Genomic DNA, 12,142 nt, shown 5'->3' with positions numbered 1-12,142 from the left:
TGCAAATGTTTTAAATTGTTCTTTGACTTGATTCATGTTTCGTAAGCCTATGAAATACAATAGGATATGACCGTCTTTATTTTGGCATATACTTTGCTGTTCAGATAGTATAAAAATTTGGAGACAAAAACATGAAAATAATGATAAAAATATTTTTCGCATTTGTAATGTGTTCTTACATGGCGTTCGGGGCAGAGCCGATTTTGAAGGTTTCGGCTTTACCATCGGATTCGGAACTCGAAATGTACGAAGAAAGCGAAGGTTTGTTCGCACTGAAAGTACTCGAGTTATACCGAACATGTATCATTCTTGAGACTCAACTCGCATTGATGGGTATTGAACCAAAATCAAAAGTGTTTCAACCCACCTTTGAAGAATTGGAAGACATGGACTTCAGAATTATTCGCAAATACCACAGAATCGCAATGAATCTGGAGAAAGAGGTGTTATCCGCACCAAATACGGACCGCCAATTGCTTCTCGAACGCATTAACCAACTTGAGAAGCAATTGAGCGATACGGTTTCCGATATGATTGTCATGAAAGGCAAAATCACAAATGAAATCCTCAATGAAATGATTGCTCGTCTAATCGAACAAGACCAACTCTACTCAGATAATCTCCAACTTCTTCGCCAACAATTTTTCCTAAACTGCCGTGATTATACTACGATTTTTTCAATTGCCGGAACGGGAAATGTTTTCGTTTCAAATGGTGGCGACCATGTTACCAATGACCCGGGATTGGGCGTGAAAGGTGCTGTAAATATTCAAAAACTATTTGGATTTTGGCAAGGAATTGATTTTTGGTACGAATATTTATCTCCCAATTTCTTCACAAAATATGACATTATGGGTACTGATTATACCGAGAAATGGGGAACTAACATGCACGCTGTCGGACTTGGTGCTAAATTAGCTGTAGGTAAGAGCGAGAATTTAGTCCATGGTTTGAACATGCAATTAGGCTATTTCTGGGGCAAAGGCGAAGTTGTCAACAGACCTACCAGCAACTTTAGCTGGGATGGGTACAATATAAATATCGAATACTTCTTTGGAATGCCAAGTTGTGAATTCCCATTTGAAATTTTTGTTGATTTTTCAATCTATCACTCATTTACAAAAAATTTGGTATTCGTGACCGATGTCCAAGGCTATAACCGAATTGACCTCGGAAAGACACATTTAGGGCTCTCACTCGGGGTAAGGTACAACTTTTGGAGGTCTCCATTTTAATTATTTCAGCAGGTAAATTATGAAAAAAACTCTAATATTTCTCGCGATTTTAATTTTTGTTTCAGCTAATGATTTCAAAGCATTTTCCCAAGGTTCATCATTGGAATTGGGCAAGCGAAATCTCAAGCTCGGTAATACATACAGAGAATCAGGTGAATTCGATGCAGCAAAGGAATTCCTTGACAAAGGGCTTTCGGGCGTCGAATCCAATCGTGGATTTGAATCACAATATTGGCAAGCAGTTGCTTACGAATATTACGGCTTTTTATACCGCGATATGGGGCAACAAGATAATGCTGATGCTAACTTCAGGAAAGCATTGGATATATATTCGCGAATAATCAAGCAATCAGACGGTAGCCAGGTTGCGATGCAAAATGTTATGGAAAGCAGCGGAAGAATCAGCAAAATGCTTAGTGACGGCGGTAGTATGGCTTTCGGCAGTTCATCGGGAGTTATCAATCTTTCAAATAGCAAATTACGCAATATGCCTTATGATTTGCCACTCAACTCTTCAAGTTTGATTCTTTCTGATAACAGGTTCCGTGATTTCCCTGATGGGCTCAATCGCTACAAAGATTTGGAATACCTCGATATTTCCGGCAATAGGCTCAGAAATGTATCTGCTTCAATCGGCGATTTGAACAAATTGCACTATCTTGATTTGAGCAATAATCGAATTGACGATTTGCCGAATGATATGTCCAAATTGAAAAATTTGCGCGAATTGAATTTGAGCAACAATAAACTAAAAGAAGTTCCTATGATGCTTTGCGAATTAAAAGGTTTGAGATTGCTCAATTTGAAGGGCAACAAGATTCGCCACGAAGATGTCATGAATTTGGTGAGATGTTTGCCAAGCACTAACATCACATTCGACGAATACATTCGCAAAGAGGAAGAAGAAGTGGGAGATGAATTCGATTTTGAAAGTATTGACTAAACAAAACTAATTTGGTTTTTTGATTGCTATTAATTGCAATGAAGTATTTTTTGACGTTCCCGAAATGTAGCCCTTGGAAATTAAATCATAATTTATTCCCGGGGCTATTTTTATGTTTTCTGTGGCAATTTCATTTCCTGCTCCATCACGAATTTTTACTATGTAATCTCCGCTTTGGATTTTGATGAATTCGGAATAGCTCGAATATGCAATTGATTGCTCATGATTGTTCAAACCGGTGAGCGAAAAGGTCAATTCGCTCATTCCGTCAGTGAAATTCAACAATCTTATGCCCGATGTTCCCGTTTGCAATAATTCCAATTCATCTTCAATCAATGCCGTCAAGGCTAAACTGCCGCGTCCGTATGAAATGAGTGAATATTGTTTGTCTCTTGTGAGCAAGTATGCTTGATTGGCAATTACTTGATTTCGAGTTATAGATTTGATTCGAATGAAGGAATTTCCGGCATGAAATTTTTGATATAGCGATGAATCCGAACCGGAATAATAGGCAATAGTGCTAATCTTAATATCGTTGCTTTCCAATTCGATTTCCGGATGGTCCGGCAAAGCGTTAATAATTCTCACAAACGAAGAGTTTTCGGGAGTAATTTCCTTTGGCGTTGTAATATCGGGGACACATTCACAACCACCAATAGCTATAACTGACAAAGCTAAAAAGGTTGCGAATGCGCCGTATAAGAAACTATGTATCAAAATCCTATTGTAACTCCGCTTGTAAATCCAATTTTGCTTGAATTATGAATATTGCCATTTACATTGTAAAATAAATATCCTACTTCAGCACCTAAGTTCAAATTAACTGTAGAAAATACATTCCAGATAACACCGACTTGTCCTTTGGTAATTGGTCCGACACTTGTCCCACCGGCACTTAATTGAGCGTAAGGATAGAAAATGTGTGGCACAAACAAATCTTTTGCTGTATAGCGATAACTTGCAGCGAACCAAAGCAATTCAGGGCTTTGTAAATAATGCAATCCATCGGATGTCTTGAAATCTTGGTTGAAGCTTTCCACACCAACTACTAAACCAATAGTACTAAAATCATTAATGGAATACAAAAATGCACCTGACCAGCTTCCATTCGGGCTTTGCAAATTGGAATTTTCAAATGATGGCGAAGTGAAAGGTGATTGTAAAGTGCTCACTTGAATTTGAACTTTACTACCAATCATCGAATTTACCGAAATCAATTGGAAATTGCCCAATCCACCATTCATCGAAATCGAATTGCCAAATTGCGATGAAGTATTTGAATTATGACTCGAACCGAACATCGCATTTCTTGCAAAATTCTTGTCAGATTGAATCCTTGAGCCTTCGATATGATTATTCATGCCGGAAGTTCTGCTATTTTGCAAATTTCCCGAAGCCAAATCATAATCATTTTGACCGTTTTGGGTGCTTATTCCCGAGTTTGAATTAGCACGTGAATTGTAAAAACTATTAGCATTATTTCGGTTTGCATTATTCGAGTTTCCCGAGGTAGCTGAATTAACGGACGCATCATTATTGACGGCATTCCCGGTAGAATTGCTGCCGTTTGCAGCTACATCATCATCGCTGAATGAGGACATCATCGGAATATTATTTGATGAATTCCCAATAGATGCGTTGCCGTTTGACGAAGCCAATTGAGATTCGAGGTCTCGGTTTTTTTGATATTCGAGCAAACCCCAGCCCATTGCTCCGAAGAACAGTAGCAAGAGGATAGCAGGGGCGAACCTGTTCAAGAAACGCTTTATGCTGCTGGTTGGCGATTGCACCGTATTTGCCGGAATAGCCATTCCGAGCCCTGCAAATATTGCATTTGTAACATGGATTGGTGGAGCAATTTGCGACATATCCTCTTGAGCAGCGAGGTGCATTTTGAATTGCGAATTGAATTCGTGCCTCAAATCATCACTTTGGGACAGCAATGCGAACATAGCCTGCTCGTTCGTGCTGTCTAAGCCACCGTCAATGTAATCGTGTATCATTTTTGCATAAGACATTGTAAACTCACTATATATAATTATTTATTAAATTCATATTCATCGAAATACTTCTGTAAAATCACTTTGATTCTTTCTTTCGCTCTCCAAACTCTGCTTCTTACCGTTGCGGCTTTTTCGCCGATAATTTCTGCAATCTCTTCGTATTCCAATCCATCATACATTCTCAGTATAAAAACTTCTTTATATTCAATTTCTAACATATTTGATGCTTTGTTTAGCAGTTCTTTCAATTCATAAGAATCATATTCCGAACGTCCTTCAACCATTATTGCTTCGTCTAAGGGCACGTGGTTTTTCTTGTCTCTGATTTGATTCAGACATAAATTTCTTGCAATTGTCAACAAAAAGTTCTGAAGATTTCCGTAATAATGATTTTTGTTTATCGAATTATAGAATCTAATGAACACATCCTGAAAAACATCGTTAGCTTCTTCAACATTGTAATGAAGCATCTTTTTGCAATAGGCATAAACTCTTCGTGAATATCGTTCGTAAATTTCAGCAAATGCAGCGTCCTTATGCTTGGTTGTAAACAACAAGCTTATAAGTTCTGAATCTTCCATTTGTTTGAAATTCAATTTCATCATTTTCCTTGAGATTGCCAAAAACCTTTTATTACCGAATTCGCCAACACGTACGTTGTCTCTTTGTTTACTAAAGTACCGTCATAACTGATATTTGTCAAAAAGAGTGTCGAATAGCTTACTTTATCATATTTCGTTTGTAAATTGTACATTATACTTTTTCCGTTTGATAGCCAAGTTGGTGACTTGGCAGTTTCCCCTTCGAAAACATCCGTGATACGCGAGAATCTGTAATCATCGTCCAAAATGTCAATCACCCAAATGTTACCGTCTTTACCCGATACTGCCACAAAGTTTCCATCGGCTGAAATCGCAGGGTCGGACGAACCTATCAAAGGTGATTCGATTAGGATTTCACGAATATTTCCTGAACTTATGTCAATGATTTTTAGCTTCTCAGCACCATTGTTGCTTACCGATATCACAATCCGATTGTTGTCAGAGAACCATTCAGGATGAATTTCGCTGCGTTCAACTAAAGTTTCTGAAATAATTGTCTGAAATATAACTTGAGTTGAGCCCGTTTCTTCAGCATTGACTACTTTCAGCACCAAATTCCCATTTGTCTCATTTTTGAAATAGGCTATCATTTTCGAATTTGGCGAAAACGCCGGAATCGTGTTGCTCGTAATATTGTCGTCAATTAAGTCGAAAACGTACGCTCCGTCATATTTGCTGATAAACAATCTCTTTTGCCCTCCGTTGAAAGCAATTTTCTTTCCATCCGGCGACATTATAGGATAGTTTATATCGAATAATGAACTCTCTTCGGCAACTTTTTGAAAATACTTTCCTTCCGAATCAACCGAATATAAAATCTTATTTCCGGTATTTGTGTCCCGAGATAAAACTGCCATATATCCATTAGTCGAAGGAGGCGAGAATATCAGCCCGTTTTTGACCAAAGCCAACATTGCTGTGCCGTCATACTTGATACTATAAACATACGGTTCATCGGTATTGCCGGGCAATGATGTGAAGTAAATTCGGTTTTCAGGGTTACCACCCGAGTCGCCAATGTCGCAAACATCGCAACTCATCAGCACCATTACAATCAACATTGCAAGAAACAACCACCATGTCAAAGAACATAGCAAAGCATTTTTACAAATTTTATAACTTTTTTTAAATAACATACCCTCTCTATATATAAAGACACAACAATGGCAAAAAAATCTCAAATTATTTTAAAAAATTTCATTTTTTATCATTTTTAGTTGAATTGCGAGCTCAAAATTGTGAATTCTGATGTATTCGATGTTATTTCGGAGCAAGAGTGAATGCAATAAAATCGTTGCTATATCTCGCTCTGCGGGTGATACGATTCCGGTAAGTTGCCCAAGGAAAGATTTTCGGGAGATTCCTAATAAAATTGGGCGATTTAGTTCTCCGAATTCATCAATATTGCGAATTAGTTCGATATTTTGCTCGTAATTTTTCCCAAATCCGATTCCCGGGTCAATTATAATTTCATTAATGCCACTTTTTTCAGCTACTTGAATTCTGAGACTTAAAAAATCTTTCACTTCAGCAACTACATCAGTGTATTTTGCATTCATTTGCATCGTTCGCGGGGGAGAAGGTGTGTGCATCAATATTATCGGCACTTTAAGATTGGCAACAATTTCGAACATTTTATCATCGAAAGTACCCGCCGAAATGTCATTGACAATGTTAGCACCTGATTTGACCGCAGCATGAGCAACTGCCGATTTATAAGTATCAATTGATAACGAAATATTTGCATTGTGGCGTCTGATTCCTTCAATTATCGGAATCACTCTGTCCAATTCCTCTTGTTCGCCGACAGGTTCGGAGCCCGGACGAGTGCTTTCGCCACCAATATCAATTATGTCAACTCCGCGTTCTGCTGCATGTAGAGCAAATTCGACTGCGTTATCAACATTGGCAAATCTGTCACCATCCGAAAAAGAATCCGGCGTGGCGTTCAAAATGCACATTATTTTGGGGAATGCTTTCATTATGCTTTTGGCAAATTCGGCTTGATGTAGCCGTCATTTTTTATTAAATTATTGATTCCGTCAATGGTTTTGACCGTAGGTAAGATTTTGTTGAAATGCTCGAACAAGTAAATCAGTCTTTCGTTTTCGTTGCGACTTTCGAGTAAAAATTGGCGTTGTTCAATGGCAAGACCTGCTTTTTGAGCTAATTGAAATGAGGGAAAATTTGACGAAATATTTTCGATTGCTATTGCATCAATCTTGATTGTCTTCACAGTTTCGGCAATCCTGTTGTAAATATCAACACATTTTTCTAATTGTTCAGGATGGAATGAATTATCAATATCATCAAAATAATCAACATCCCCGACGTAGTATTTGTCGGCTCCATCGGCGAATGATTTCAGTTTGTAACGCTTAACGCCTGCAACTACAATGTCCATTCGACCATCGTCGTAATGCCTCAACACTTCTGTGATTGTAGCCGAGCACCCAACATCTTTCATACCTTCATTACTCATGAAATTGATACCGAAATGTGCTCTTTCTTGCAAACATTTGCTTATCATAGCTTTGTAGCGTTCCTCGAAAATATGCAAAGGATACGCCGATTCGGGGAATAATACTAATCTTAAGGGGAAAATTCCAATTTTTTTCATCTTTTCTAACTATTGATTTATATAATTTTGGTTACGTATAATAGATGCAATATATTTATTTAAATTTGAAGTTTCAAAAAAAAACCTTTGAATTACGGAAAAACTTTCTTAATTTAGAGTTTTAGAACGTACTCATACAAATCTCTAAAGGGAAATATATAAATGCCAGCAATGACAACACCGAGATTGACAACAATCTCACATCATATAGATGATGAACAGGGACTGCATCCCGAAGCTACAGGTGAATTTACTTCAATTTTAAATGATTTGACTCTTGCATTGAGATTGATTTCAAGAGATGTTCGCCGTGCCGGACTCAACGATGTGCTTGGATTGACGCGAGATACAAACGTGCATGGAGAGCAAGTCCGCAAACTTGATACATATTCCAATGATGTCATCAAAAGAGCCATGCAACGCAGCGGACACATATGTGTAATGGCTTCGGAAGAGGATGAAGATATTGTAGTTACCGACATTGTCAACGATAGAGGCAAATATCTCATTGTGTTCGACCCACTTGACGGCTCTTCCAATATTGATGTCAATGTTACAATCGGCACTATATTTTCGATTTTCAAACGTATTGATATGAGTTCGGATGAATCAGGTACTGTAGAAGATGTTTTGCAAGCCGGCTATAAGCAAGAAGCGGCAGGATATGCTTTGTATGGCAGTAGCACTGTGTTGGTTTATACTACAGGTCACGGTGCACATGCATTCACACTTGACCCTACAATTGGGGAATTTCTGCTCACGAGGGAAAATATCAGGACCCCAAAACGTGGCAAATATTATAGTGTGAATGAGGGGAATTACTATTTGTGGTCGGAAAACATTCGTCAATATATTGATTACCTCAAAACTCCTTCGAAAGATAAATTCCGCCCCTATTCGCATCGTTACATTGGAACAGCTGTAGCCGACGTTCACCGTACAATTATATACGGAGGTATATTCATGTATCCGGCGGATAGTAAAGCTCCAAATGGAAAACTAAGACTCGTTTACGAAGCTAACGCTCTTGCTATGATTGCTGAACAATGTGGAGGAAGAGCATCTGACGGGCAGAATAGAATTCTGGATATTAAACCAAATAGTATTCACGAAAGAGTGCCTCTGTTTTTAGGAAGCAAGGAAGATGTATTCGATGCGGAAGCATTTTTCCAAGGAGAGCATCCGCTTCAAAAAATTCTTTAAGCTGATAATGATTAAAAAAAAGGGGTTGAATCACTTTCGTGTATTCAACCCCAAATTTATAATAACCCGAAACAAATTATTTTGTTTCAGGAGTTACGATTTCAGCAGTATTCAAGTTAGCTTCAACAGCTTCGTTTTTAGCTTCAAGTTTAACTTTCTCAGTTGAGCAAGCTGATTTAGTGCTACATTCGTTAGCAGCAGTTTTTACAGTCTTGCTTGAGCAGCTACCTTCAACACCGGCAGTTTTCACTGTCTTACTTGAGCAACATCCGTCACTTTTAGCGGCTGTTTTCACAGTCTTGCTTGAGCAACAACCGTCGCTTTTAGCTGCTGTTTTCACAGTCTTATCTGAGCAGCAGCCGTCTTTACCGGATACTTTCTTCATTTCGACTGAGTTTTCGACGCCTGCTTTTGTTTTCGATTTCGAATTATCGCAAGCATTCGCATAGAATACGCCCACAGCAAGTACCATAGTAATTACTGCTGCAAAGATTTTTAATGATTTCATAGAGGCTCCCATATATATTAAGAAAAAAATGTTTAGTGAAAGCAAAAACTTTATTTAGTTTAGTCCACTCTTTTTATATAAACAAATTTAAAGCAAAAAAGTTACATAAACAAACGATATTTTTTGCAAAAAATGCAATTTAATTGAAATTTGTATGATTTGCATGCAATATCAGACGAAAATCGAACAAATTCCTTACATTCTGTGCGATATCAATTCGGAATTCCCATCAACGAATTATTGAGTTGCATTTTTTTCTCATTAAGTTGTTTGAATCTTTCTCTATGTTCAATGTGTTCGGGTTCATTCATTAACAATCGCATAACTTGAACTAAACTCTCGTCAACCTTTCGTTTTTCCAATTTCAAAAGAGATTTCGCAATTACTTCCTTCATATCAGGTTTGAACTCTGCTCTCCCAAATTTTAATTCCCAATTCTCGCTTCCAATTTCATCCTTTATCGAAATAGTGATGATTATGTCTTTGTATTCATTTGGCACATAATCTGAGTTGATAATCGTTCCCAGAATGTCATCGTTTGTCGAATTATCCTGAATGACTTTGAAAATTAATTTTGCCACATCTGTCGCGAATGTTTCGGTTCCAATATCAAAATGCTCCATCAAATCCGAAAATTCGTTCAATCCCAATAATGCGTAACTAAGAACTAATTTTTCCTCGAAAAAAATATCATCAATGCTGAGTGATTGCGATTCATCATTGTCTATGATAGTATCAGTCGCTTTATTGACGGTTTGATTTTGCTCGGTACGATTTGATTCATTTGCAATAGTTTTCTTTCGGATTAGTTCCTTTTCCTTGTACAGAAGCTCAACTTGGGAGAATGTGAGATTGAAAGATTCGGAAATTTTGCGAATATAAAAATCGTGCTTCATTTCATCAGGTATCGAAGCTGTGATTTTGGTCATTTCCCTGACAGCAGCAGTGATTTCACCTGCTGATTCTGACTTAAAACTCGATTTCAAGCGCAAGATTTTAAAATCGAAAAAGTCAATCGCACTATGAATCAGTTGCTCGAATTTTTCAGCACCATATTTTTGGATGATGCTATCCGGGTCATCATCTTCGGTAATTTTTATGATAAAGACTTCAAAATTGAACTGTAATGCCATTTCGCCGGCTCTTTCAGCCGCTTCCTGTCCTGCAGCATCACCGTCATATGCAATATACAATTTTGGGGCGAATCGTTTGAGTTCCCGTAATTGGTCCTGAGTAAGCGAAGTCCCGCTCGAAGCAATCGCATTTGTGAATCCGGCTGCGTGGAGTGAAATTACGTCCGCATAGCCTTCGGTCAATATCGAATATTGCTTGCTTCTTATACTGTTTTTGGCTTCGTAAATTCCGAATAAGACTTTACTCTTATCGTAAACCAAAGTTTGTGGCGAGTTTATATACTTTGCAGAATTTTTGTCATCGGTCAATGACCTGCCGCCAAATCCGATAACTCTACCCATGAAATCATGAATAGGGAAGATGGCTCTGCTACGGAAACGGTCGAAATAATTGCCCTTGTCGGATTTGATTACCACTCCGGCTTCTTCCAGAATATCTATTGAAATGCCGGAAGACGAAAGCGTTTTTGTGACGAAATTCCAATCATCGGGCGAGTACCCGAGGCGGAATTTTTCAATCAATTCATCGTCAAATCCCCGCCCTTTGAAATAATCATAGGCGATTTTACCATCCTTATTTTTCAAGAGCGAATTATACAACGCTTCGGTTTTTTCGAGTGCATCGTAAATTTGCGAACGTTTACTGTCTTTGGGAGTTGTTCCCTGCTCGTCTTTTGGCAATTCTACATGATACTTTGCAGCGAGAGATTCAATCGCCTCTATAAAACTCATCCCGAATTTATCAGTTAGGAATGTAAATACATTGCCACCTTTGCCGCAACCAAAGCATTTGTAAATGCCTTTGTTGGCAGACACAGTAAACGAGGGAGTCTTTTCGTTATGAAATGGGCATAAGCCGAGATAATTTTGACCGCGACGGCGCAAATTGACCGTTTCGCCGATTACATCAACGATATCAGCTGCATCTTTGACTTTTGCTATTATTTCTTCGCTTAATTTCAAATTATGCTCTTGAACAGTTTTACTTGTGATTTGTCACTACATTTCTCTAACAAATTTTGAACTGTGACTCCAAATATTGGGTGTATTTGATTAGGCAAAATTTCTGCCAAAGGTTGCAATACAAATCTACGTTCGTGCATTCGCTCGTGAGGTATTACGAGGTTTTGGCTTTGAATCACCAAATCGCCGAAAAAAATTATGTCAATATCAATCTCACGTTCGTGCCATCGTTTTCGTATTTGCCGTCCAACGTAGTGCTCGACAGATTTGAGAAACCCGAGTAATTCCAAAGCAGTGTGCTCGGATTTGCCCAAAAGGCACAAATTGAGGAAATTCGCCTGATTGGCTTCGTCAACGGGCTCACTTTCGTAAATTGATGATGTTACTACTTTGCTAACGATTTCCGAGCTTCTCAACAAATCAATAGCAAGTGATAGATTTGCTAATCTGTCACCAATATTAGAACCCAAAGATAAAACGATGTCATTAACAATTGGCACAAGCGATTATTTCTGATTGTTCATGAAGATTATTTTATAAAGCGGTAATTATTCTCTTTCGATTGTTTGCTCTGCTTCAATATAACCGACTACACGTCTCATCGGCACATTGAGCTTACGGACACGTACAGTTGCCGACAAAAGGTGCTCGAATTTATCCATCAACATATTCAGAATTTCGTTGCAAATTGTTTCGACCAAATTGTAATTTTCTGTGCCATTGATAACCTCCGACACGCAAAATAGTGCTTCTTCGTAATTGACTGCATCTTGGACGTCGTCTTTGATTATTGCAGTAGTTGAGTCGTAATACATATCGAGGTCAACTTCATATTTGCCGCCTAACTTTTTTTCTTCGGGTTTGACACCATGGTAGGCGTAATATTCAGCATTTATAATACTGAGTCTTGTTAGCGAGGAATTTACCATATT

The 12,142-nt window shown here is 38.2% G+C and carries 13 protein-coding genes; 3 read left to right on the top strand and 10 right to left on the bottom strand.

The window, feature by feature from the left end; genetic code table 11:
* Window positions 1-131 precede the first annotated feature (131 nt).
* Together M9949_00910 and M9949_00905 are read left to right on the top strand one after the other, a co-directional pair.
* Complete coding sequence (locus M9949_00910; protein MCO5249965.1) at window positions 132-1,235, top strand: hypothetical protein; 1,104 nt, start codon at window positions 132-134, stop codon at window positions 1,233-1,235.
* 19 nt (window positions 1,236-1,254) lie between these two features.
* Complete coding sequence (locus M9949_00905; GenBank protein MCO5249964.1) at window positions 1,255-2,178, top strand: leucine-rich repeat domain-containing protein; 924 nt, start codon at window positions 1,255-1,257, stop codon at window positions 2,176-2,178.
* 6 nt (window positions 2,179-2,184) lie between these two features.
* Here M9949_00905 and M9949_00900 read toward each other — a convergent pair whose 3' ends face one another.
* Genes M9949_00900 through M9949_00875 form a run of 6 tightly spaced genes read right to left on the bottom strand, consistent with a single transcriptional unit; the run spans window position 2,185 to window position 7,403 of the window.
* Window positions 2,185-2,895: a DUF4397 domain-containing protein gene (locus M9949_00900; protein MCO5249963.1), complete on the bottom strand. Its 711-nt coding sequence runs from the start codon at window positions 2,893-2,895 to the stop codon at window positions 2,185-2,187.
* Window positions 2,892-4,196, bottom strand: coding sequence for a hypothetical protein (locus M9949_00895; GenBank protein MCO5249962.1), 1,305 nt, complete (start codon window positions 4,194-4,196; stop codon window positions 2,892-2,894). Before M9949_00895 ends, M9949_00900 begins: the two co-directional genes overlap by 4 nt.
* A gap of 20 nt (window positions 4,197-4,216) precedes the next feature.
* Window positions 4,217-4,786 carry an RNA polymerase sigma factor gene (locus M9949_00890; GenBank protein MCO5249961.1) on the bottom strand — a complete coding sequence of 190 codons (570 nt, stop codon included), beginning with the start codon at window positions 4,784-4,786 and terminating at the stop codon, window positions 4,217-4,219.
* Window positions 4,783-5,919 (bottom strand): hypothetical protein, encoded by a 1,137-nt coding sequence (locus tag M9949_00885; GenBank protein ID MCO5249960.1) that lies wholly within the window; start codon window positions 5,917-5,919, stop codon window positions 4,783-4,785. Before M9949_00885 ends, M9949_00890 begins: the two co-directional genes overlap by 4 nt.
* Before the next feature lie 51 nt (window positions 5,920-5,970).
* Window positions 5,971-6,765: a dihydropteroate synthase gene (gene folP / locus M9949_00880; GenBank protein MCO5249959.1), complete on the bottom strand. Its 795-nt coding sequence runs from the start codon at window positions 6,763-6,765 to the stop codon at window positions 5,971-5,973.
* A complete protein-coding gene (locus M9949_00875; protein MCO5249958.1) occupies window positions 6,765-7,403 on the bottom strand; it encodes an LON peptidase substrate-binding domain-containing protein in 639 nt (212 codons plus the stop codon). The genes folP and M9949_00875 overlap by 1 nt, the downstream gene beginning before the upstream one ends.
* 162 nt (window positions 7,404-7,565) lie before the next feature.
* Between M9949_00875 and fbp the strand changes: the two genes are divergently transcribed.
* Window positions 7,566-8,606 (top strand): class 1 fructose-bisphosphatase, encoded by a 1,041-nt coding sequence (gene fbp, locus M9949_00870; protein MCO5249957.1) that lies wholly within the window; start codon window positions 7,566-7,568, stop codon window positions 8,604-8,606.
* A 76-nt stretch (window positions 8,607-8,682) separates the two neighbouring features.
* Here fbp and M9949_00865 read toward each other — a convergent pair whose 3' ends face one another.
* From M9949_00865 to folB, 4 genes are all read right to left on the bottom strand, one after another.
* A complete protein-coding gene (locus M9949_00865) occupies window positions 8,683-9,114 on the bottom strand; it encodes a hypothetical protein (protein ID MCO5249956.1) in 432 nt (143 codons plus the stop codon).
* Between the two features lie 212 nt (window positions 9,115-9,326).
* Window positions 9,327-11,210, bottom strand: coding sequence for a DNA primase (dnaG, locus tag M9949_00860; GenBank protein MCO5249955.1), 1,884 nt, complete (start codon window positions 11,208-11,210; stop codon window positions 9,327-9,329).
* On the bottom strand, window positions 11,207-11,710 hold the full coding sequence (gene folK / locus M9949_00855) for a 2-amino-4-hydroxy-6-hydroxymethyldihydropteridine diphosphokinase (protein MCO5249954.1): 504 nt from the start codon (window positions 11,708-11,710) through the stop codon (window positions 11,207-11,209). The genes dnaG and folK overlap by 4 nt, the downstream gene beginning before the upstream one ends.
* Before the next feature lie 48 nt (window positions 11,711-11,758).
* Complete coding sequence (gene folB / locus M9949_00850) at window positions 11,759-12,139, bottom strand: dihydroneopterin aldolase (protein ID MCO5249953.1); 381 nt, start codon at window positions 12,137-12,139, stop codon at window positions 11,759-11,761.
* Between the last annotated feature and the right edge of the window lie 3 nt (window positions 12,140-12,142).

It is taken from the genome of Candidatus Kapaibacterium sp., assembly GCA_023957315.1.
Classification (GTDB): Bacteria; Bacteroidota; Ignavibacteria; order Kapaibacteriales; family UBA2268; genus PGYU01.
The sequence above is the reverse complement of the archived record's forward strand: the minus strand, read 5'-3'. Positions and strand labels throughout refer to the sequence as shown.